The organism is Pseudomonas sp. GW821-FHT03C07 (assembly GCF_059420925.1).
On record NZ_JBWKUQ010000025.1, the window covers coordinates 30107 to 51735 of the forward strand.

Sequence of the window (21629 nt, forward strand, 5' to 3'; positions counted from 1 at the left end):
GGAACCCTGTGGTCGTTGCCGCAAGCGCTGGGTTAGACTCCTCGGTCCCTGTCCACACCCGCCAGCGATGCCTTCCGATGCTTGAACAGTACGTCAAGAAGATCCTCACCTCGCGCGTCTACGACGTTGCCGTGGAAACCCCGTTGCAGACCGCTCGCCAGCTCTCCGAGCGGCTGGGCAACAAGGTCTGGCTCAAGCGCGAAGACTTGCAGCCGGTGTTTTCCTTCAAAATTCGTGGGGCCTACAACAAGCTGACCCAACTCAGCGATGTCGAGCGCGCGCGCGGCGTGGTCACGGCTTCGGCTGGCAACCATGCCCAGGGCCTGGCCCTGGCGGCCAAGGTGTTGGGGGTCAAGGCCATTATCGTGATGCCCAAGACCACGCCGGAAATCAAGATCGAAGGCGTCCGCTCCCGGGGTGGCAAAGTGGTGCTGCATGGCGATTCCTTCGCCGAAGCCCTGGCGCATTCGCTGCGGCTGGTCGAGGAAAAGGGCTACGTCTACATCCACCCCTACGATGATCCGCACACCATTGCCGGGCAGGGCACCGTGGCGATGGAGATTCTGCGTCAGCATCCGGGCCCGTTGGATGCGATCTTCGTTCCGGTCGGCGGTGGCGGCTTGATTTCCGGTATCGCCGCCTATGTGAAGTACCTGCGACCGGAGATCAAGGTGATCGGCGTCGAGCCGGATGACTCCAACTGCCTGCAACAGGCCATGGCGGCCGGTGAACGGGTGATATTGCCCACCGTGGGGCTGTTCGCCGACGGCGTGGCCGTGGCGCAGATCGGCCAGCACACCTTCGATATCTGCAAGGACTATGTCGACGAGGTGATCACCGTCAGTACCGATGAGATCTGCGCTGCCATCAAGGATATCTACGACGATACCCGCTCGATCACCGAGCCGGCCGGCGCCCTGGGCGTGGCGGGGATCAAGAAGTACGTCGAGTCGCGCAAGATCAGCGGGCAGACCCTGGTGGCCATCGACTCCGGCGCCAACGTCAACTTCGACCGCCTGCGCCATGTCGCCGAGCGCGCCGAGTTGGGTGAAGGCCGCGAAGCGATCATCGCCGTGACCATTCCGGAACGGCCGGGCAGTTTCAAGGCGTTCTGCGAGGCCATCGGCAAGCGCCAGATCACCGAATTCAATTACCGTTATCACACTGGTCGCGAAGCGCATATTTTCGTCGGCGTGCAGACCCACCCCGACAGCGATCCGCGTAGCGCCCTGATCGACAGCCTGACCGAACAGGGCTTCCCGGTGCTCGACCTGACCGACAATGAGCTGGCCAAGCTGCATATCCGCCATATGGTTGGTGGCCATGCGGCCCATGTCAGCGACGAAATAGTGCTGCGCTTCGAATTCCCGGAGCGTCCGGGGGCGTTGTTCAACTTCCTCAACAAGCTCGGCGGCCGCTGGAATATCTCGATGTTCCACTACCGCAACCATGGCGCCGCCGACGGCCGGGTGGTCGCGGGCCTGCAGGTGCCGGAGGACGAACGGCATCTGGTGCCGGCGGCGCTGGCGGAAATCGGCTACCCGTATTGGGACGAAAGCGATAACCCGGCGTATCGCTTGTTCCTCGGCTGAAACGCGTTGGATGGCTGCTAAGCTGATGGGCAAGCCCGGTTCCCGAGGACGCTACAAAATCCTGTAGGAACCTGGCTTGCCAGTGATGAGGCCCGTAAGCCTTGTGTTGCCCGTGCGGGCGCCATCGCGGGCAAGCCAGCTTCTACAGGGGTTGCGTTCCACCTGTTGCTTGATAGCTGCTCGAAAGTTGATCGCAAACACCAAGGAAACGATGAAATGGAAACCCTCACTGCCTTGAAACTGCTTCACGGTGCGGCGCCGGTGCTTTTGCTCGGCAGCGCGCTGGCGGTGACGATCAGGCTTTGGCGCGGACGCCGTGCCGGCGATGCGACCCTTCAGAATCACACCTTGCAGCGCCCCTGGTTCTTCGTCTGGGCACTGATGGCGCTGTGCCTTGCGGTGCTGCCGGTCAGCGGCTGGTGGCTGGTGCACCTGGCCGGTTGGCCGCTGGGCCAGACCTGGCTGTTGGGTTCGAGCGTGCTCTATACCCTGGGTACCCTGAGCTGGGTGTGGCTGGTGGTGCGTCTCAATCGCCTGCGCCGTGGCATGACGGCGCGGCATCCAGGGTTCACATTGGCCCTGGCGATTTTCACGGCTGTCTGTTTTGTCGCCATTGCGGGCCTGATGGGCGCGAAACCGGTTTAAACCGTCAGGCCGGGGAGTTGCCATGAAGGTGCTTCTGGTGGGGGCCACGGGTTTCGTTGGTCGTCATTTGCTGGCTGCGTTGCATGCCGCGGGTCACGAAGTGATTGCCACCAGCCGTGGTCATCACCTGCGCTCGATGCCGGGTGTCGAATGGCAGGTGCTCGACCTGGGTCGGTTGGCCGAGGACTCCAAGCATTTCATCCTGCCCCACGGTATCGACCTGCTGATCAATGCCGCTGGATTGCTCAGCGTCGATGAGCAGGCACTGCGCCTGACCCAGGACCTGGGCACTCGGGCGTTGTTCGACCTGGCGGCGCGCCGGGGCGTGCGGGTGCTGCATATTTCCGCGCTGGGCGCCGGCGAGCAGCCGGATGTGCCGTTCCTGGCGAGCAAGGCGGCGGCGGATGATTACCTGATGGCGCTCGGCGTGCCGGCCGTGGTGCTGCGACCCTCGTTGCTGGTGGGCGCTGGCGGGGCCAGTAGTGCCTGGTTGGCGCGGCTGTCGCCGTGGCCGCTGATTCCCCTGCTGGACCTGCAGGCCCGCTTGCAACCGCTGCATATCGACGACCTGTGCGCCGCCGTGCTGGCCCTGCTGCGGCATTGGCCGGCGCACTCCCTGGTGTTGCCGCTGGTGGGGCCGCAAGTGCTGACGCTGGCGCAGGTACTCGATCAGATGCGTGCAGCCCAGGGGTGGGCCCCCGCGCGCTACGTGAAGGCGCCGGGGATCCTGGCGCGGGCCGGCGCCTGGCTGGGTGAGCGCCTGGGCTGGCGGGTGTTGAATCGCCAGAGTCTGCGCATGGCCCAGCGCGACAATGTCGCCGACCCCGAAGCCTTGGCCACGGTCTGTGGTTACCGGGTCGCGCCGCTGTCGAGCCGTCTGCTGGACTGGCCAAACGCCGGCCAGAGCGTCCAAGGGGCGCTGCGGCCGTTAATGCTGGCGGTGATGCTGTTGATCTGGCTGGGCACGGCGGCGGTTTGCCTCGGGCCGGGCTATGACTGGAGTCTGCGGATCATGGCCGAGGCGGGTGTCAGCGGCCCGCCCGCAGTGTTCGCGGTCTACGCCGGGGCGCTGTGCGACGGGTTGCTGGGCCTGGGGATGCTGTTGCGCCGCACGCGCAAGTGGGCGTTCCGGGCGCAATTGCTGTTGATGGGGGCCTACACCCTGATTATCAGCTTTATGCTGCCGCACTACTGGTTTGACCCTTATGCTGCCGTCGCCAAGAACCTGGTGCTGATGGTGGCGACCCTTTGGCTGCTTTGGACCGAACCGCGTCGATGAGTGCTTACCTGCTGCTGAAAACCCTGCATATCCTGTCTTCCACCATTCTCTTCGGCCTGGGTGCCGGTTCCGCCTATTACGCCTTGCGCGCCTGGCGCACGGGTCGGGTCGAAGTGATCGCGGTGACCTTCAAGCACCTGGTGTTCGCCGACTGGGCCTTTACCACCACCACGGCGGTGTTCCAGCCATTGAGCGGGTTGGGGTTGATGCACCTGGCGGGTTGGCCGATCCAGCAAAGCTGGCTGATGTGGAGCCTGGGCTTGTTCGTGTTGGCGGGGATCTGCTGGTTGCCGGTGGTCTGGCTGCAGATCCGGGTGCACAGGATGGCCGAGCAGGCCTTGCACGAGGGAACGGCGATGCCGATCCAGGCCGAGACTTATATGCGCGGGTGGTTTGTCCTGGGCTGGCCGGCGTTTTTGTCGTTTATGGCGATTTTTTATCTGATGGTCGCCAAGCCGGCCTGATCTGACACCGAGTCGCCTGCTTCGCGGGCAAGCTCCGCTCCCACATTAGATTTGTGTCGTGCGCAGAAGGTGCGTACGGCTTGGGACCTGTGGGAGCTGGACCTGCCTGGTCTGGGACCGAGTCGCCTTCTTCGCGGGCAAGCTCCGCTCCCACATTAGGGTTATGTCGTGCGCAGAAGGTGCGTACGGCTTGGGACCTGTGGGAGCTGGACCTGCCTGGTCTGGGACCGAGTCGCCTGCTTCGCGGGCAAGCTCCGCTCCCACATTAGGGTTATGTCGTGCGCAGAAGGTGCGTACGGCTCGGGACCTGTGGGAGCGGAGCTTGCCCGCGAAAGGGCCATCAGCCGCGTAGCGTAATCACCGGCCACCCACGCTTCTCGGCCTCGGCCCGCAGATTCGGGTCCGGGTCCACCGCCACGGGATTGGCCACCTGCTCCAGCAACGGCAGGTCATTCATCGAATCGCTATAGAAATAGCTGTCCTCCAGGTCATGCCCGGTCTCTTCCAACCAACGAATCAAACGCGTCACCTTGCCCTCGCGAAAGCACGGAACGTCGGTGCTGCGCCCGCTGTAGCGACCGTCGATCATCTCGCACTCGGTGGCGATCAGGGTTTCAACCCCAAGCCGTTCGGCAATCGGTGCCGTGACAAAACGGTTGGTGGCGGTGATGATCACCAGCTTGTCGCCGGCATCCCGATGTTGGGCCAGCAGCGCCAAGCCCTTGGGCAACACGATGGGCTCGATGCAGTCGCGCATATAGTCGCGATGCCACTCGTCCAATTGCGCCATCTCGCTGCGGCCGAGAATTTCCAGGCAGAAATTCAGATACTCGGCGTTGTCCAGGCGGCCGGCCAGGTAATCCTGGTAGAACTCATCGTTGCGGTTTTTATAGGCCACCGGATCGAGAATCCCCCGTTCGCAGAGGTAATCGCCCCAGGCATGGTCGCTGTCGCCGCCCAAAAGTGTGTTGTCCAAGTCGAATAAAGCCAGACGCATTGCGGTTACTCGCTGATAAGCCTGTAAAAAGACCTCCAGAATACGGTCTTTTCACAAGAGTGCACATAAGGTAGGCAGGCTCGTTGCTGCTTTCACAACCTTTGTGGAACAATGCGACGACATGCGTTTGCGAGGTGGTTGCCGTGATCGACCCCGATGGTTTCCGTCCTAATGTCGGGATAATTCTGACGAATGATGCTGGGCAGGTCCTCTGGGCGCGCCGTATCAACCAAGATGCATGGCAGTTTCCGCAAGGCGGGATCAATCCAGACGAAACGCCCGAAGACGCTTTGTACCGCGAATTGAACGAAGAAGTCGGCCTGGAACGCGAAGATGTGCAAATTCTGGCCTGTACCCGGGGCTGGTTGCGCTATCGTTTGCCGCAACGTCTGGTACGTACCCACAGCCAACCGCTGTGCATCGGCCAGAAACAGAAATGGTTTCTCCTGCGCCTGCTCTCCAACGAGCAGCGGGTGCGGATGGATTTGACCGGTAAACCGGAGTTCGATGGCTGGCGTTGGGTCAGCTATTGGTACCCGTTGGGCCAGGTGGTGACATTCAAGCGCGAGGTCTACCGTCGCGCGCTCAAAGAGCTTGCCCCGCGCCTGTTGGCGCGCGACTGACACGGAGTTCGACCCCGAGCCATGCTCAATACGCTGCGCAAGATCGTCCAGGAAGTTAACGCCGCCAAGGATCTCAAGGCGGCGTTGGGCATTATTGTATTGCGCGTCAAAGAGGCCATGGGCAGCCAGGTCTGCTCGGTCTATTTGCTGGACCCCGAAACCAACCGCTTTGTCCTGATGGCCACCGAGGGCTTGAACAAGCGCTCGATCGGCAAGGTCAGCATGGCGCCGAACGAAGGCCTGGTTGGTCTGGTGGGGACGCGCGAAGAACCGCTGAACCTGGAAAACGCCGCCGATCACCCGCGGTATCGCTACTTTGCCGAAACCGGCGAGGAGCGTTACGCCTCCTTCCTCGGTGCGCCGATCATCCACCATCGCCGCGTCGTCGGCGTGTTGGTGATCCAGCAGAAAGAGCGTCGCCAGTTCGACGAAGGCGAAGAAGCCTTCCTGGTGACCATGAGCGCCCAGCTCGCCGGCGTTATCGCCCATGCCGAAGCCACCGGCTCGATCCGCGGGTTGGGGCGTGAAGGCAAGGGCATCCAGGAAGCCAAGTTCATCGGTGTGCCGGGTTCGCCGGGCGCCGCGGTGGGCACGGCGGTGGTCATGCTGCCGCCGGCGGACCTGGATGTGGTGCCAGACAAGGCGATTGTCGATATCGACGCCGAACTGGCCCTGTTCAAGACCGCCATCGAAGGCGTGCGCGCCGATATGCGCACGCTCTCGGCCAAACTCGCGACCCAGTTGCGCCCGGAAGAGCGCGCGTTGTTCGACGTCTATCTGATGATGCTCGACGATGCCTCCCTGGGCAGCGAAATCACCAACGTGATCAAGACCGGCCAATGGGCCCAGGGTGCCTTGCGCCAGGTGGTGACCGATCACGTCAACCGTTTTGAGCTGATGGACGATGCCTATCTGCGCGAGCGCGCGTCGGACGTCAAGGACCTCGGGCGCCGGCTGCTGGCCTACCTGCAATCCGAGCGTCAGCAGGCCATGGTCTACCCGGACAACACCATCATGGTCAGCGAAGAACTGACCGCGGCAATGCTCGGCGAGGTGCCGGAAGGCAAGCTCAAGGGCCTGGTTTCGGTGCTGGGTTCGGGGAACTCCCACGTCGCGATCCTGGCGCGGGCCATGGGCATTCCGACGGTCATGGGCCTGGTGGACCTGCCATACTCGAAGGTCGACGGTATCGAGATGATCGTCGACGGTGCGCGCGGCGAGGTGTTTACCAACCCGAGTGAAGTCCTGCGCAAGCAATACGCCGGTGTGGTGGAAGAAGAGCGCCAGCTGTCCGAGGGCCTGGACGCCTTGCGCGAACTGCCCTGCGTGACCCCGGACGGTCACCGCATGCCGCTGTGGGTCAACACCGGCCTGCTGGCGGATGTGGCCCGGGCGCAGCAGCGTGGGGCCGAGGGTGTCGGTCTGTACCGCACCGAAGTGCCTTTTATGATCAATGAGCGCTTCCCGAGCGAGAAGGAACAACTGGCGATCTATCGCGAGCAGTTGTCGGCGTTCCATCCGCAACCGGTGACCATGCGCAGCCTGGACATCGGCGGCGACAAGTCGCTGCCGTATTTCCCGATTGAAGAAGACAACCCGTTCCTCGGCTGGCGCGGTATCCGCGTGACCCTCGACCACCCGGAAATCTTCCTGGTGCAGGCGCGGGCCATGCTCAAGGCCAGCGAGGGTCTGAACAACCTGCGGATCCTGCTGCCGATGATCTCGGGCATCCACGAGATGGAAGAGGCGCTGCACCTGATCCACCGGGCCTGGGGCGAGGTGCGCGACGAAGGCACCGATGTGCCGATGCCGCCCGTGGGCGTGATGATCGAAATTCCGGCGGCGGTGTACCAGACCCGCGAATTGGCGCGGCAGGTGGACTTCCTCTCGGTGGGTTCCAACGACCTGACCCAGTACCTGCTGGCCGTGGACCGCAACAACCCACGGGTCGCGGACCTTTACGACTACCTGCACCCGGCGGTGCTGCAAGCCTTGCAGAACGTGGTGCGTGACGCCCATGCAGAAGGCAAGCCGGTGAGTATCTGCGGCGAGATGGCCGGTGATCCGATGGCGGCGGTGCTGTTGATGGCGATGGGCTTTGACAGCTTGTCGATGAACGCCACCAACTTGCCGAAAGTGAAATGGATGCTGCGCCAGATCAACCTGAGCAAGGCCCAGGAACTACTGGCCCAGGTGATGAGCATCGACAACCCGCAGGTGATTCGCAGTACCTTGCAATTGGCGCTGAAGAACCTCGGCTTGTCACGGATGGTGGTACCGACCGTCACGCATTGAGGGCGGGGAGCTAGACCTTTAGCTCCACCTCTCCCAGATGTCCGCCATAAGGTCCGAAGCTGCGCTCCACGAGATGGCGCGTGCCATCGGCCTGGCTGATCAGTACCGTGCTGGCCCGTGTGCCGTAGCTGGGGCTGGCGATAAACACGCTGGACAACAGGCTCTCGGTCGCCACGCCCACCCCGGTGTCCGGCAACTCGGCAAGCGGCGCGATCGTCGGATCGCCGAGCATCGCCAGCAAGGCCTCCGGTCGGGGATCGGCCAGCGCCCAGGACAATGCGGCGCGAGCCTTGAGCAGTTTCGGCCAGGGCGTATCGAGCCCGGCATTGGACAATCCGTACACACCCTCCGCCAGCTGGCGTGGCTCGCCCTCATGGGAGTTGAAATGCCACAACGTGTCCGTTGTGCCCAAGAGCAGGTTGAAACCGGCATATTCCAGCGATCTTGCGCGAATTTCTGCTAAATAGTGGTCAATCGACAGGTCCTCGGTAAGAAAACGTGCCACCAGCTCCCCGCGTGAGCGCCGGGCTACCGGCTGGTGCGGATCGCGGATATTGGTCAAGGCCGCGAAGCGTCCCCGAGGGCCGATCCCGAGCCAGGTACCACCCGCCTCCAGATCCCGTCCCGCATAGACCTGCGGCGCTTCGGGCCATGGCGCCAGCGGCAGGCTCGGGCGGGCATAAAACTCGTCACGGTTGGCCGCGACGATCAGCGGCTGGGCATGGCGCGGGCGCCAGGCAAAGACAATCAGGCACATCAGCGGGTCCTCGATGTTTTTGCCCACTCTACTCAGGGTATCCATCGCCATCCAGTAGAGCCGTGTCCGTCCTTCCGTTACCATGCCGGACTTGTTTCGCGAGGTCGCGCATGGAATTTCTGCTCTATCTGGTCTTGGGGGCCTGTGCCGGTGTGCTGGCAGGGCTGTTCGGCGTGGGCGGCGGGATCATTATCGTCCCGGTGCTGGTGTTCAGTTTCACCCTGCAAGGGTTCGATCCACTGATCCTCACGCACCTGGCGGTGGGCACGTCCCTGGCGACGATCATTTTCACCTCGTTCAACACCATTCGCGGGCATCACAAGCGCGGTGCGGTGCTCTGGCCGGTCTTTGCCTGGATGGCCGTGGGCATCCTGCTCGGCTCGGGCCTCGGCGCGTTGACCGCCAAGGCCATCGCCGGCCCGAACCTGCAGAAGATCATCGGTGTGTTCGCCCTGGTGGTGGCGGCGCAGATGGCGCTGAACCTCAAGCCCAAGGCCAGTCGCAGCGTGCCCGGCAAATTCGGCCTTGGCCTGGCGGGAGGGGTGATCGGCTGGGCTTCGGCGATTTTCGGCATCGGCGGCGGTTCGCTGACCGTGCCGTTCCTGACCTGGCGCAGCGTGCCGATGCAACAGGCGGTGGCGACCTCCTCGGCCTGCGGCTTGCCGATAGCCCTGGCCAGCACCTTGAGTTTCATGATCCTGGGTTGGCACGATCCGTTGTTGCCGGCCCACAGCCTGGGCTTTATCTATCTGCCGGCCTTGCTCGGGATTGCCCTGACCAGTATGTTTTTTGCTCGTTTCGGCGTGCAGCTGGCGCACCAGCTGTCGCCGCTGTTGCTCAAGCGGCTGTTCGCCGGCCTGTTGTTCGTTGTCGGTCTGAAGTTCCTGATCTGAACCGCAGGCTCGGTTCAGTCGTGCAAGCGCAATATTGGCTTAATGGCGCGGTTGCAAGATGACCCGCCGGCCCGGAGGATTGCTGTTCGCCGGGCCCTGAATTTTTACTCTATCGAGGAGTTGCAATGCTGCCTTACCCGCAGATTGACCCGGTGGCCCTGGCCATCGGCCCGCTGAAAATCCACTGGTACGGCCTGATGTACCTGGTCGGCATTGGCGGTGCGTGGCTGCTGGCCTCCCGGCGCCTGAACCGTTTCGACCCGACCTGGACCAAGGAAAAACTCTCCGACCTGATTTTCTGGCTGGCCATGGGCGTGATCGTCGGCGGGCGTCTGGGTTATGTGCTGTTCTATGACCTGAGCGCTTACCTGGCGAACCCGACGCTGATTTTCGAGGTCTGGAAGGGCGGCATGGCGTTCCATGGTGGCTTTATCGGGGTGATGATTGCCGCCTGGTGGTTTGGTCGGCGCAACGGCAAGTCGTTCTTCCAACTGATGGACTTTGTCGCGCCGATGGTGCCAATCGGCCTGGGTGCCGGGCGTATCGGCAACTTCATCAACGCCGAGCTGTGGGGCAAACCGACTGATTTGCCGTGGGCGATGGTCTTCCCGCCGTTCAGCGACCCGGCCCAGTTGCCGCGTCACCCGTCGCAGCTGTATCAGTTCGCGCTGGAAGGTGTGGCCCTGTTCGTGATCCTCTGGTTGTTCTCGCGCAAGCCGCGGCCGACCATGGCGGTCTCGGGTATGTTCGCGTTGTTCTACGGGATTTTCCGTTTTGTCGTCGAGTTCGTCCGGGTGCCGGATGCGCAACTCGGCTATCTGGCGTTCGGCTGGGTGACCATGGGGCAGATTCTCAGTCTGCCGATGATCATTGGCGGCCTGGGCTTGCTGTGGTTCGCCTATCACCGCGCCGCGACTCCACCGGCCGCGAAAGGCGCCGCGCTTTAAATTCGGATCGGGGCCCACGGGCCCCGCATTCAAGGATGCAGGTAACTCATGAAGCAATATCTCGAACTGGTCGCCCACGTCATCAACAACGGCACCAAGCAGGCCAATCGTACCGGGGTGAACACCATCAGTTTTCCCGGGGCGATGCTGCGCTATGACCTCAAGGAAGGTTTCCCGGCGATCACCACCCGCAAGATGGCCTTCAAGTCCGCCGTCGGCGAGATGTGCGGTTTTCTCCGTGGGGTGAACAACGCCGCTGAGTTTCGTGCGTTGGGCTGCAAGGTCTGGGACCAGAACGCCAACGAAAACGCCCAGTGGCTGGCCAACCCGTTCCGCCAGGGCGAAGACGACCTGGGCGAGATCTATGGGGTGCAGTGGCGTAAATGGCCGGCGTACAAGCAGATTGCCAAGAGCAACGTCGCGGCTATCGAGCAGACCTTGGGCCAGGGTTACCGGCAGATTGCCGAGGGTGAGGAAAACGGCCTGGCCTATGTGGTGCTGTACAAGGCCATCGACCAGGTGCGCCAGTGCGTCGACACCATCATCAAGGACCCGGGCAGCCGGCGGATCCTGTTCCATGGCTGGAACTGCGCGCAGCTGGATGAAATGGCCTTGCCGCCGTGCCATTTGCTCTATCAGTTCCATCCGAATGTGGAGACGAAGGAGATTTCCCTGACCCTCTACATCCGTTCGAATGACCTGGGCCTGGGCACGCCGTTCAACCTGACCGAAGGCGCCGCGCTGCTGAGCCTGATCGGGCGTCTGACCGGTTATACGCCGCGCTGGTTCACCTATTTTATTGGCGATGCCCATGTGTATGAAAACCACCTGGACATGCTTAATGAACAGCTGACCCGCGAGCCGTTTCCGATGCCGAAGCTGGTGATTTCCGAGCGTGTGCCGGAGTTTGCCAAGACTGGGGTGTACCAGCCGGAGTGGCTGGAGTTGGTGGAACCTGGCGATTTTTCACTGGAAGGCTACCAGCACCATGCGCCGATGACGGCGCCGATGGCGGTCTGAGCCTGGTTCTGGACCGAGTTGTTTTCTTCGCGGGCAAGCTCCGCTCCCACATTAGGTTTGTGCCGTCCACAGAAGGTGTGTACGACTCAGGACCCAATGTGGGAGCGGAGCTTGCCCGCGAAAGGGCCCTCAATGCCCGTGACTTCTTCCGACATGTGAATGCTCTTCAGCCGCCACCACGCTGCCGCTGACTTCCAACCGCTGCAAAATCCCGCACTGATCCAGATCCGGCCCGCCGCCACAGCGCTGGCGCAGGTCGAGCAACTGCGTCTGCAACGCCAGCAACCCGTCAATCCGCGCCTTGACGTGATGGATATGCTCATCAATCAGCGCATTCACGCTTTCGCACTGATCCTGCGGGCTGTCGCGCAGGTCCAGCAGGCTGCGAATCTCTTCCAGCGTCATGTCCAGGCTGCGGCAGTTGCGGATAAAGGTCAGGCGTTCCACATGCGCCTGGGTATACAGGCGATAGTTACCCTCGCTGCGCGCCGGTTCCGGCAGCAGGTTTTCCTTTTCGTAATAGCGGATGGTTTCCACCTGGCAGTCGGTGAGTTTCGCCAGTTCGCCAATCTTCATCGTTCGATCTCGCCAATGGGTGCTTGACCCTATAGTGGCTACAGGGTGTTCACTTGGCAACAAGCACTTTCAGGGACGTACCCCATGAGCGACTCCATCCATACTTCGCCCAAACCCGGCAGCGATCACGCGCATGCTGATCACGATCACGGCCATGACCACGGTCCTGCCGATAAGCCGGCGCCTCAGTCTTTTCGTGTCCTCCAGCCGGTGAAGGCTCCTCACTCCCATGGGGCGGCCGGGCCTGCGCACAGCTGCTGTTCGAGCGCCGAAGCGCCCGCGCTGATCAAACTCAGTGAGACCACCAGCGCCGACGCACGGTTGAGCCGTTTCCGCATCGAAGCCATGGACTGCCCCACCGAGCAGACGTTGATCCAGAACAAGCTCGGCAAGCTGGCGGGTGTGCAGCAGCTTGAGTTCAACCTGATCAATCGGATCCTCGGTGTCACCCATGACCTGCCGTCGACTACACCAATTGTCGCGGCCATCCAGTCCCTGGGCATGCAGGCCGAGCCGCTGGAAGAAGGCGCGAGCGCCGAAACCCCAAGCCAGCCGCCAGTGAAAAAGCCCTGGTGGCCCCTGGCACTGTCCGGTGTCGGCGCGTTGGTCGCCGAAGTGATTCACTTCACCGCCGTGGCCCCGACCTGGGTGGTGGCAATCATTGCGCTGGTTTCCATCCTCAGCGGCGGCCTGACCACCTATAAAAAGGGCTGGATCGCCCTGAAGAATCGCAACCTGAACATCAACGCGCTGATGAGCATCGCCGTGACCGGCGCCGTACTGATCGGCCAGTGGCCGGAAGCGGCAATGGTGATGTTCCTCTTCACCATCGCCGAGTTGATCGAAGCCAAGTCGCTGGACCGCGCGCGCAACGCCATCAGCGGCCTGATGCAGATGACGCCGGAAAAGGCCACGGTGCGCCAGGCTGACGGCGAATGGGCCGAACGCGAGGTTAAAAGCATTGAACTGGGCGCATTGGTGCGGGTGCGACCCGGTGAGCGCATCGGCCTCGACGGCGAAGTGGTCTATGGCAGCTCCAGTGTCGATCAGGCACCGATCACCGGTGAAAGCCTACCGATCGAGAAGAACCCGGGTGACAAGGTTTTCGCCGGCACCATCAACCAGGCTGGCTCGCTGGACTATCGGGTGACGGCGGTGGCGGGGAATTCGACCCTGGCGCGGATCATCCATGCCGTCGAGCAGGCCCAGGGCGCGCGGGCACCGACCCAGCGTTTCGTCGACACCTTCGCGAAAATCTACACCCCGGCGGTATTCGCCTTCGCCCTGGCGGTGGCGGTGCTGCCGCCGCTGTTCATGAATGGCCTGTGGTTCGACTGGATCTACCGGGCGCTGGTCCTGCTGGTGGTTGCTTGTCCGTGCGCGCTGGTGATCTCGACCCCGGTGACCATCGTCAGCGGCCTGGCCGCCGCCGCCCGCAAGGGCATCCTGGTCAAGGGCGGGGTGTATCTGGAAAGCGGGCACAAGCTCGATTACCTGGCCCTGGACAAGACTGGCACCATCACCCATGGCAAGCCGGTGCTGACCGACTACCTGACCCTCAACCCACTGTTTCTCGAGACTGCACCGCTGATCGCCGCCAGCCTCGCGGCGCGCTCCGATCACCCGGTGTCCCTGGCGATTGCCAAGGATGCGCGGGACAAACAGTGGGCGCTGCGCGATGTCGAAGCCTTCGAGGCCCTGGCCGGGCGTGGCGTGCGCGGCGAGGTCGGCGGCAAGGGTTATCACCTGGGCAATCATCGGCTGGTGGAAGACCTCGGCCTCTGCTCGGCGGCCCTGGAAGAAAAACTCTTCGCCTTGGAAAAACAAGGCAAGAGTGTGGTGCTGTTGCTTGACGACTCCGGTCCACTGGCGTTGTTCGCCGTGGCCGATACCGTCAAGGCCTCCAGCCGTGAGGCGATCCGCGAGTTGCACGCGCTGGGGATCAAGACCCTGATGTTGACCGGGGACAATGTCCACACTGCCTCCGCCATTGCCGCCCAGGTCGGGATCGACGAGGCCCGCGGCGACCTGCTGCCCAGCGACAAACTGCTGGCCATCGAAGCGCTGTATACCCGTGGCCATCAGGTCGGCATGGTTGGCGACGGCATCAACGATGCCCCGGCCCTGGCCCGCGCCGAGATCGGTTTCGCCATGGCCGCCGCCGGTACCGACACCGCCATCGAGACCGCCGATGTCGCCCTGATGGACGATGATCTGCGCAAGATCCCGGCTTTCATTCGCCTTTCGCGCCAGACCGCGCGTATCCTCAGGCAAAATATCGCCCTGGCCCTGGTGATCAAGGCGATTTTCCTCGCGGTCACCTTCCTGGGCTTGGCGACCATGTGGATGGCGGTGTTCGCCGATATGGGCGTCAGCCTGCTGGTGGTGTTCAACGGGTTGCGTCTGTTGCGCAAGTAAACGAATGAGAGAGTGATGTGCTGAGTGCCGAGCTGAAGGCGTTTTACCTGGTCGCCCGCCTGGGCAGCATCACCCTGGCGGCGAAAAAGCTCGGGCTCAGCCAGCCCACGGTGACCACCCAGATCCGCCATCTGGAAAGCCAGTACTCGGTCGAGTTGTTCTATCGCGGCGGTCGGCGGCTGAGCGTCAGTGAAGACGGCGCGCGTTTGCTGCCGATGGTCAAGACGCTGTTGCAGCAGGAGGCCGATATCGAGTTTTTCCTGCGTAACGCCGGGCAGGTGCAGGGCACTTTGCGCATTGCCGCGACGGCGCCGTACTACATCCTCGATCTGGTGAAGGCCTTTCGCGAGCGCTTGCCGCAGGTGGACGTATCGGTGGAAATCGGCAACTCCCAGCAGGTGCTGGAGGCGCTGGAGGATTATCGGGTTGATGTGGCGGCCTCGTCGCAGTTGCTCGACGACCCGCGCCTGATCCGCCGTTTGCTGGGCAGCGACCCGCTGGTCCTGGCGGTGCATCGCAACCATCCGTTGGCGGTGCACGATCATGTGCCGCTGAGCGCGCTGGCCGGGCATTGCCTGCTGATGCGCGAGGTGGGCTCGACCACCCGTCGCCTGACCGAAGAGTTTTTGCACGGTGCCGGGGTGAGTTTCGGGCCGCTGCTGGAGATCGGCAGTCGTGAGTCGATCCGCGAGGCGGTGCTGCGCAATATCGGCATCAGCCTGATTGCTCGCCAGGAAGTCCCGCATGACCCGCAGTTGCGGGTTCTGAGCCTGGAGAACGCGCCGCAGATCGCCGAGTACCTGTATTGCCTCAAGGAACGCAAGGCGGCGCGCCTGCCAGCGGCGTTTCTGGGGTTGGCGCAGGAAATGGCGCCGGCCTGATAGTTCCGTGGTGAATGGCCGCCTGCTGCGCGGCGGTTCGCGGGCAAGCTCCGCTCCCACAATGTTCGTGTCGTACCAAAGTTTCGTATACGGTAGCAAACCTGTGGGAGCGGTTCGCGGGCGAGCTCCGCTCCCACAATGTTCGTGTCGTACCAAAGTTTCGTATACGGTAGAAAACCTGTGGGAGCGGAGCTTGCCCGCGAAAGCGTCAGTCCGGACAACACCGATCCCCAACCCAAATCTACCAATACCACTATCGGTAGCTTTGGCCTCGTTGCCACATAGCCTACGCATTAGCTCCCTAGCATGACCCTCATCCGCTTGATGAGGTCCGTCCATGAACAACTCGATCGCCAACGCTCTGGCCAACCCCGGCGCCCCGATGAAGGTCCGTGGTGTGCGCAAGCGCTTCGGCGCCTTCACCGCGTTGGACAACGTCTCCCTGGACGTGGCCGCCGGCGAGCTGGTCTGCCTGCTCGGCCCGTCCGGCTGCGGCAAGACCACCTTGTTGCGCTGCATCGCCGGCCTGGAGCGTCAGGACGACGGCGAGCTGTTCCTCGGCGAACGCAATGTCTCCGACCTGCCGCCACAAGCCCGCGACTACGGCATCCTGTTCCAGTCCTACGCGCTGTTCCCCAATCTGACGGTTGAAGCGAATATCGCCTACGGTCTCGCCGGCAGTAGCCGCGAGGAAACCCGCAAGCGCGTCGGTCAGATGCTGGAACTGGTCGGCCTGCTCGGCAGCGAAAAGAAATACCCCGGCCAGCTCTCCGGCGGCCAGCAACAACGGGTGGCCCTGGCCCGCGCCCTGGCCCCGGCGCCCTCGCTGTTGCTGCTCGACGAACCGATGTCGGCCCTCGACGCCCGGGTCCGTGAGCATCTGTGCACCGAGCTGCGCCAGCTGCAACGCAACCTTGGCGTGACCACCCTGATGGTCACCCACAACCAGGACGAGGCCATGCTGATGGCCGACCGCATCGCCGTGATGAACAACGGTAAGGTCGAGCAATACGCCACGCCCCAGGAAATCTACGACAAGCCGGCCACGCCGTTCGTCGCCGAGTTCGTTGGCCAGGGCAACTGGCTGCCGTTCCAGCGCAGCAGCGACAGCCATGCGCGGGTCGGCGGCATGGATGTGCGCCTGGCCGATGGCAGCGCCCGCGCCGCCTCCGGTCGACTGTTCTGCCGCCCTGAAGCGATCAACGTCAACCCAGCGGTGCATGAGGAAAACCTGTTCCCGGCGCGGGTGCGTGAAATCACCTTTCTCGGCAATCGCTGCCGCATGCGTTTCGAACTCAACCAATTGCCCGGGCACGCGCTGTTGGCCGAAGTCGGTCCACAGGACATGCCGCGCCTCGGTGCGCCGGATATCTGGGTGGCCTTGCCACCCCACAGCCTCCAGGTGTTTGCCTGAGATGGCCGCGGAAATCAGCCTGCCCCTGTCCCGGCAGTCGAGCGTGAAGACCGCCCGGGTCGGCTTCGGCGACCGCCTGTTCGTGGTCGGCGGCAAGCTGCTCTGGCTTTGCCTGCTGGGTGTGGCGGTGCTGCTGCCGTTGCTGGCGATCTTCTGGCGCGGCTTCAGCAGTGAAGCCGGGCAGGGCGGTGGTTGGGTCGCGGCGAAGGAACTGCTGAACAGCGACAATTTCCACTGGCTGCTGGGCAATAGCCTGAAGGTTTCCCTCAGCGTTGCGGCCATCGTCGTACCGCTGGCTTATCTGTTTGCCTACGCCCTGCAACGCACGCTGATCCCGGCCAAGCCGTTGTGGCGCGCCTTGTCGCTGTTGCCGCTGATGGCGCCGTCGATGTTGCCGGGTATCGCGCTGGTCTACCTGTTCGGTAACCAGGGCCTGTTGCGTGGCCTGCTGTCAGAGAATATCTACGGTTTCTGGGGCATGCTCCTCGGCGAAGTCATCTACACCTTTCCCCATGCCCTGATGATCCTGATCTCGGCCTTGTCCCTGGCCGATGCGCGCTTGTTCGACGCTGCGTCGAGCATGGGCGCCGGGCCCTGGAAGGCGTTTCGCAGCATCACCTGGCCGGCCAGTCGCCAGGCGCTGTTCGCCGCTTTCTGCCTGGTGTTCACCCTGACCATCACCGACTTCGGCGTGCCGGTGGTGGTGGGCGGCGACTATCAGGTGCTGGCGCTCGAAGCCTACAAGGCAGTGGTCGGCCAGCAGCAGTTCGGCCGTGGCGCCTTGATCGGCATGATCCTGTTACTGCCGGCGCTGTTCAGTTTTGTCGTCGATGCCTGGCTGCGGCGGCGTCATGGCGAGGCCATGAACGGGCGCGCCCAGGTGTTCAAAGCGGCGCCGTCATGGCGGCGTGATGCCTGCTACCTGGTGATTGTGCTGCTGATCTGCGCGGCCCTGCTGCTGGTATTCGGCATGGCGGTGTACTCGTCGCTGGTGAAGTTCTGGCCGTACAACCTGTCGCTGTCGTTCAGTCACTACGCCTTCAATGCGACCACCGGCAGCGGCTGGCTGGCCTACCGCAACAGCCTGACCCTGGCGCTGTGCACGGCGCTGATGGGCAGTGGGCTGATTTTCACCGGGGCCTACCTGATGGAGAAAACCCGCGGCCAGAGTGGCCTTAACCTGGCCTTGCGCATTCTCGGCTTTGTGCCGATGGCGGTTCCGGGTCTGGTCCTGGGCTTGGGCTACGTGTTTTTCTTCAACCTCAACGGCAACCCGTTGAATGTGTTCTACGGGACCATGACCCTGCTGGTGGTCTGCACCATCGCCCATTACCTGACCACCGCGCAGATGACCGCCAGCACCGCGCTGCGCCAACTCGACAACGAGTTCGAGGCCGCCGCCCTGTCGCTCAAGGCGCCGCTCTACCGGCACTACCTGCGGGTCACGCTGCCGATCTGCCTGCCGGCGTTGCTCGACATCGTCCGCTACCTGTTCGTCTCGGCGATGACCACGGTGTCGGCGGCGATCTTTCTTTATAGCCCCGACACCATCCTTGCGGCGGTGGCGGTGCTGAACATGGATGACGCCGGCAATGTCGGCGGTGCCGCCGCCATGTCGAGTCTGATCCTGTTTACCTCGGTGGCCGTGTCGCTGCTGCTGGCCTGGGCTTCGCGCGGCGTGTTGCGCCGCTCCCAGGCCTGGCGGCAGACCGAGCCTGGCCATTGATCCCGCGCCAACGCTTTGCCCAACCCCAACCGCACTCACCAAGGAACCGCATCATGTTCAAGCCCCTGGCTCTTGCCGCTGCTGTCCTCACTGCTTTCAGCCTGAATGCCTTTGCCGCGAAAACCGAGTTGACCGTGTACACGGCCCTCGAGTCCGAGCAGTTGACCGCCTACAAGAAAGCCTTCGAGGCCACCTACCCGGACGTGGAGATCAAGTGGGTGCGCGATTCCACCGGCATTATCACCGCCAAGCTGCTGGCCGAGAAGGCGCGTCCGCAGGCTGACGTGGTCTGGGGCCTGGCGGCTTCCAGCCTGGCGATCCTCGATCAGCAGGGCATGCTGCAAAGCTACGCGCCCAAGGACCTGGGCAAGATCGGCAACCACTACCGTGACGCGGCGAACCCGCCGGCGTGGGTCGGCATGGACGTCTGGGCGGCAACCATCTGCTTCAACACCGTCGAAGCCGAGAAGCAGCACCTGAGCAAGCCGGTGAGCTGGCAGGACCTGACCAAGCCCGAGTACAAGGGCAAGATCGTGATGCCGAACCCGGCCTCTTCCGGCACCGGCTTCCTGGATGTCAGCGCCTGGTTGCAGACCTTTGGCCAGCAGCAGGGCTGGAAGTACATGGATGAGCTGCACCAGAACATCGGCCAGTACGTTCACTCCGGCTCCAAGCCGTGCAAGCTGGCGGCGGCGGGCGAGTTCCCGATCGGTATTTCCTTTGAATACCCGGCGGTGCAGCTGAAGCGCCAGGGTGCGCCACTGGACATCATCCTGCCGAAGGAAGGCCTGGGTTGGGAGATCGAGGCTACTGCGGTGATCAAGGGTACGCCGCATGAAGAGGCGGCGAAGAAGCTGGCGGACTTCTCGTCCAGCCCCGCGGCCATGGAGCTGTACAAGGAAAACTTCGCCGTGCTGGCGCAGCCGGGCATTGCCAAACCGCAGACCGAACTGCCGGCGGACTACGAGCAGCGTCTGATCAAGAACGACTTTGTCTGGGCGTCGAAGAACCGCGACGAAATTCTTACTGAATGGCGCAAGCGCTATGACGGCAAGTCGGAGAAATTGCCTCAGTAACATCTTTGTCTGACTCGCGGGCCTCTTCGCGGGCAAGCACCGCTCCCACAGGTTCGCGTCGAACACATCATGTGCGTACGACACGGATCTGTGGGAGCGGTGCTTGCCCGCGAACCGCGCAGCGGCCATTCCCCTCAGGACCCCCCTTCAATGAAAAATCACAGCGACATCCTCATCGTCGGCGCTGGCATCCTTGGCCTGTCCCACGCCTACGCCGCCGCCCGGCGCGGCCTCAAGGTCACGGTCTTCGAACGCAGCACCACGCCCCTGGGCGCTTCGGTGCGCAATTTCGGCCAGGCCCTGGTCACCGGCCAACCGCCGGGCATCATGTCCGAGCTGGCCCGCGCCAGCCGCGATATCTGGGCTAACTGGGCGCAGCAGGCCGGCTTCGCCCTCAAGCGCAACGGCTCATACCTGTTTGCCCGCACCGAAGCTGAAGAACATCTGCTGGACGCCTTCTGCGCCGGTCGCGCCGAGGAACAGGGTTACCGCGTCGAACTGCTGCGCGGCGCCGCGCTGAACGATCTCTACGGCGGCCAGTTCGGTCATCACCGCGCCGCCCTGCACGGCCTTGACGACCAGCAGCTCTACTCCCGCGAGGCGATCCCGACGCTGATCGAGTACCTGCGACGGGAACTGGGCGTGACCTTCCACTTCTCGACCCTGGTCCGCGAAGTCGAGCCCGGCCGGTTGCATAGCACCGCCGGCACCTTTCACGCCGAACAGATCATCGTCTGTTCCGGCCACGATTATCAGACCCTGCTAGCCGAGCCCATCAGCCAGTTGCAACCGAGCATCTGCCGCCTGCAAATGCTCCGCGCCCGACCCCAGGTCGAGCTGAACCTGCAACACGCGCTGCTCACCGGCCTGAGTTGCGTGCACTACGGCGCCTTTGCCGACCTGCCGGAGGCGGCGGCCGTTCAGGCCGAGATCCTGCGCGACAGTCCGCACCTGCACGAACACGGCATTCACCTGCTGATCAGCCCGACGCCTTATGGCGAGTTGATCATCGGCGACTCCCACCACTACGGCAGCGATGCCTCGCCGTTCAATGCCGAACCGGTCGATACCTGGCTGCTGGAGCTGGCCGAGCACACCCTGGGCTGCAAGGTGCGGGTGCTGGAGCGCTGGCAAGGGGTTTACGGTGCCAAGGGGCCGGGACCGTTTTCGTTTCTTCGGGCCGCACCGGGGCTGAGCGCCGCGCTGATGCACACGGGTGTTGGCATGAGCGTCGGCCCGGCCCTGGCCGAAGGCAATATCGCCCGCTTGCTGGGGGAGTCGGCATGAGGTCCGTCGAGCAGGTGCTGGATGAAGTCTTCGGTTTGTACCGGCAGTTTGGCAACGCCGACTACATCGGTGAGCCGGTATCCCAGCTGGAGCATATGTCCCAGGCCGCGCAGTTGGCCTTGGCCGAGGGCTTCGACGATGAAGTGGTGCTGGCGGCGTTCTTCCATGACATCGGGCATATCTGCCCGTCTGGTGAACAACCGGCGGGGGATATGGGCGGTTATGGCGTGGTCAGTCACGAGCGCCTCGGTGCCGATTATTTGCGCCGGGCCGGCTTCAGCGAGCGGCTGGCGCGGCTGGTGGAGTATCACGTCCAGGCCAAGCGTTTTCTGACGTTGCGCGAGCCTGGGTACTACGAGCGTTTGAGCGAAGCGAGTCGCCGGACTCTGGAATACCAGGGCGGGCTGATGACGGAGGACGAAGCCCGGGAATTCGAGCTGAACCCTTTGTGTGCCGTGAGCCTGCGGATGCGCCATTGGGACGAGCAGGCCAAGTGCGAGGAAGTGCCGGTGATCGACCTGCAACTGTTGCGCGCCAAGGCGACGCAGCTGCTGATCCTCACATCGACTTCATCTACACCACGAACCTTGTAGCTGGCTTGCCAGCGATGAGGCCATTGAGTCTTGCGGTGTCTGCCCGGCCGCCATCGCCGGCAAGCCGGGCCCCTACAGGGGAATTCGGTACATCCAGAAGGGCGGGCGCAGTTCCTACATGCTCATGCGGCTTTACGCCGTTCTCC

At 63.2% G+C, this 21629-nt stretch carries 19 protein-coding genes; 16 read left to right on the forward strand and 3 right to left on the reverse strand.

All coding sequences use genetic code 11. From position 1 onward, the window contains the following. Positions 1-8: 8 nt before the first annotated feature. From ilvA to AC07VG_RS30160, 4 genes are all read left to right on the forward strand, one after another. The gene (gene ilvA, locus AC07VG_RS30145; RefSeq protein WP_494999987.1) at positions 9-1592 is read left to right on the forward strand and encodes a threonine ammonia-lyase, biosynthetic; all 1584 of its coding nucleotides are present in this window, start codon (positions 9-11) and stop codon (positions 1590-1592) included. Between the two features lie 216 nt (positions 1593-1808). After that, the gene (locus tag AC07VG_RS30150) at positions 1809-2237 is read left to right on the forward strand and encodes a DUF2269 domain-containing protein (protein WP_494999986.1); all 429 of its coding nucleotides are present in this window, start codon (positions 1809-1811) and stop codon (positions 2235-2237) included. A gap of 22 nt (positions 2238-2259) precedes the next feature. After that, positions 2260-3516 carry an SDR family oxidoreductase gene (locus AC07VG_RS30155; RefSeq protein WP_494999985.1) on the forward strand — a complete coding sequence of 419 codons (1257 nt, stop codon included), beginning with the start codon at positions 2260-2262 and terminating at the stop codon, positions 3514-3516. Continuing rightward, a complete protein-coding gene (locus AC07VG_RS30160) occupies positions 3513-3980 on the forward strand; it encodes a DUF2269 family protein (RefSeq protein WP_494999984.1) in 468 nt (155 codons plus the stop codon). Before AC07VG_RS30155 ends, AC07VG_RS30160 begins: the two co-directional genes overlap by 4 nt. Before the next feature lie 340 nt (positions 3981-4320). On the opposite strand, the gene AC07VG_RS30165 is transcribed toward AC07VG_RS30160, so the two are convergent. Then, positions 4321-4977 carry a histidinol-phosphatase gene (locus AC07VG_RS30165; protein WP_494999983.1) on the reverse strand — a complete coding sequence of 219 codons (657 nt, stop codon included), beginning with the start codon at positions 4975-4977 and terminating at the stop codon, positions 4321-4323. A 143-nt stretch (positions 4978-5120) separates the two neighbouring features. Between AC07VG_RS30165 and AC07VG_RS30170 the strand changes: the two genes are divergently transcribed. Both AC07VG_RS30170 and ptsP read left to right on the forward strand, forming a co-directional pair. Next, entirely contained in the window at positions 5121-5600 is a 480-nt protein-coding gene (locus AC07VG_RS30170; RefSeq protein ID WP_040071746.1) for an RNA pyrophosphohydrolase, read from the forward strand. 21 nt (positions 5601-5621) lie between these two features. Continuing rightward, positions 5622-7895, forward strand: coding sequence for a phosphoenolpyruvate--protein phosphotransferase (gene ptsP, locus AC07VG_RS30175; protein WP_494999982.1), 2274 nt, complete (start codon positions 5622-5624; stop codon positions 7893-7895). Between the two features lie 10 nt (positions 7896-7905). Here the strand turns inward: ptsP and AC07VG_RS30180 are convergent, their stop codons facing one another. Beyond that, positions 7906-8652: an NRDE family protein gene (locus tag AC07VG_RS30180; protein WP_495000287.1), complete on the reverse strand. Its 747-nt coding sequence runs from the start codon at positions 8650-8652 to the stop codon at positions 7906-7908. 110 nt (positions 8653-8762) lie between these two features. On the opposite strand from AC07VG_RS30180, the gene AC07VG_RS30185 reads away from it, so the two are divergent. From AC07VG_RS30185 to AC07VG_RS30195, 3 genes are all read left to right on the forward strand, one after another. Further along, positions 8763-9545: a sulfite exporter TauE/SafE family protein gene (locus tag AC07VG_RS30185; protein WP_495022371.1), complete on the forward strand. Its 783-nt coding sequence runs from the start codon at positions 8763-8765 to the stop codon at positions 9543-9545. Between the two features lie 125 nt (positions 9546-9670). Beyond that, positions 9671-10492 carry a prolipoprotein diacylglyceryl transferase gene (lgt, locus tag AC07VG_RS30190; RefSeq protein ID WP_495022372.1) on the forward strand — a complete coding sequence of 274 codons (822 nt, stop codon included), beginning with the start codon at positions 9671-9673 and terminating at the stop codon, positions 10490-10492. A 48-nt stretch (positions 10493-10540) separates the two neighbouring features. Then, positions 10541-11512, forward strand: coding sequence for a thymidylate synthase (locus AC07VG_RS30195; RefSeq protein ID WP_494999979.1), 972 nt, complete (start codon positions 10541-10543; stop codon positions 11510-11512). Positions 11513-11641: 129 nt separating this feature from the next. On the opposite strand, the gene cadR is transcribed toward AC07VG_RS30195, so the two are convergent. After that, positions 11642-12088: a Cd(II)/Pb(II)-responsive transcriptional regulator gene (gene cadR, locus AC07VG_RS30200; protein WP_494999978.1), complete on the reverse strand. Its 447-nt coding sequence runs from the start codon at positions 12086-12088 to the stop codon at positions 11642-11644. An 84-nt stretch (positions 12089-12172) separates the two neighbouring features. Between cadR and AC07VG_RS30205 the strand changes: the two genes are divergently transcribed. From AC07VG_RS30205 to AC07VG_RS30235, 7 genes are all read left to right on the forward strand, one after another. Further along, entirely contained in the window at positions 12173-14506 is a 2334-nt protein-coding gene (locus AC07VG_RS30205; protein WP_495022373.1) for a heavy metal translocating P-type ATPase, read from the forward strand. A gap of 17 nt (positions 14507-14523) precedes the next feature. Next, positions 14524-15387, forward strand: a complete 864-nt coding sequence (locus AC07VG_RS30210) for a LysR family transcriptional regulator (RefSeq protein ID WP_495022374.1) — start codon at positions 14524-14526, stop codon at positions 15385-15387. 337 nt (positions 15388-15724) lie between these two features. Beyond that, a complete protein-coding gene (locus AC07VG_RS30215) occupies positions 15725-16801 on the forward strand; it encodes a putative 2-aminoethylphosphonate ABC transporter ATP-binding protein (protein ID WP_495022375.1) in 1077 nt (358 codons plus the stop codon). A 1-nt stretch (position 16802) separates the two neighbouring features. Next, on the forward strand, positions 16803-18527 hold the full coding sequence (locus tag AC07VG_RS30220) for a putative 2-aminoethylphosphonate ABC transporter permease subunit (protein ID WP_495022376.1): 1725 nt from the start codon (positions 16803-16805) through the stop codon (positions 18525-18527). A 53-nt stretch (positions 18528-18580) separates the two neighbouring features. After that, positions 18581-19603: a putative 2-aminoethylphosphonate ABC transporter substrate-binding protein gene (locus AC07VG_RS30225; protein WP_494999973.1), complete on the forward strand. Its 1023-nt coding sequence runs from the start codon at positions 18581-18583 to the stop codon at positions 19601-19603. Positions 19604-19753: 150 nt separating this feature from the next. Continuing rightward, positions 19754-20890 carry a TIGR03364 family FAD-dependent oxidoreductase gene (locus AC07VG_RS30230; RefSeq protein WP_494999972.1) on the forward strand — a complete coding sequence of 379 codons (1137 nt, stop codon included), beginning with the start codon at positions 19754-19756 and terminating at the stop codon, positions 20888-20890. Then, entirely contained in the window at positions 20887-21483 is a 597-nt protein-coding gene (locus AC07VG_RS30235) for a phosphonate degradation HD-domain oxygenase (RefSeq protein WP_495022377.1), read from the forward strand. Before AC07VG_RS30230 ends, AC07VG_RS30235 begins: the two co-directional genes overlap by 4 nt. Positions 21484-21629: the final 146 nt, after the last annotated feature.

Coding starts and splice junctions, on each gene's coding strand:
- AC07VG_RS30150 (WP_494999986.1), top strand. CDS start 1,809: ATGGAAACCCTCACTGCCTTGAAACTGCTTCACGGTGCGGCGCCGGTG.
- AC07VG_RS30155 (WP_494999985.1), top strand. CDS start 2,260: ATGAAGGTGCTTCTGGTGGGGGCCACGGGTTTCGTTGGTCGTCATTTG.
- AC07VG_RS30160 (WP_494999984.1), top strand. CDS start 3,513: ATGAGTGCTTACCTGCTGCTGAAAACCCTGCATATCCTGTCTTCCACC.
- AC07VG_RS30165 (WP_494999983.1), bottom strand. CDS start 4,977: ATGCGTCTGGCTTTATTCGACTTGGACAACACACTTTTGGGCGGCGAC.
- ptsP (WP_494999982.1), top strand. CDS start 5,622: ATGCTCAATACGCTGCGCAAGATCGTCCAGGAAGTTAACGCCGCCAAG.
- AC07VG_RS30180 (WP_495000287.1), bottom strand. CDS start 8,652: ATGTGCCTGATTGTCTTTGCCTGGCGCCCGCGCCATGCCCAGCCGCTG.
- AC07VG_RS30185 (WP_495022371.1), top strand. CDS start 8,763: ATGGAATTTCTGCTCTATCTGGTCTTGGGGGCCTGTGCCGGTGTGCTG.
- lgt (WP_495022372.1), top strand. CDS start 9,671: ATGCTGCCTTACCCGCAGATTGACCCGGTGGCCCTGGCCATCGGCCCG.
- AC07VG_RS30195 (WP_494999979.1), top strand. CDS start 10,541: ATGAAGCAATATCTCGAACTGGTCGCCCACGTCATCAACAACGGCACC.
- cadR (WP_494999978.1), bottom strand. CDS start 12,088: ATGAAGATTGGCGAACTGGCGAAACTCACCGACTGCCAGGTGGAAACC.
- AC07VG_RS30205 (WP_495022373.1), top strand. CDS start 12,173: ATGAGCGACTCCATCCATACTTCGCCCAAACCCGGCAGCGATCACGCG.
- AC07VG_RS30215 (WP_495022375.1), top strand. CDS start 15,725: ATGAACAACTCGATCGCCAACGCTCTGGCCAACCCCGGCGCCCCGATG.
- AC07VG_RS30220 (WP_495022376.1), top strand. CDS start 16,803: ATGGCCGCGGAAATCAGCCTGCCCCTGTCCCGGCAGTCGAGCGTGAAG.
- AC07VG_RS30225 (WP_494999973.1), top strand. CDS start 18,581: ATGTTCAAGCCCCTGGCTCTTGCCGCTGCTGTCCTCACTGCTTTCAGC.
- AC07VG_RS30230 (WP_494999972.1), top strand. CDS start 19,754: ATGAAAAATCACAGCGACATCCTCATCGTCGGCGCTGGCATCCTTGGC.
- AC07VG_RS30235 (WP_495022377.1), top strand. CDS start 20,887: ATGAGGTCCGTCGAGCAGGTGCTGGATGAAGTCTTCGGTTTGTACCGG.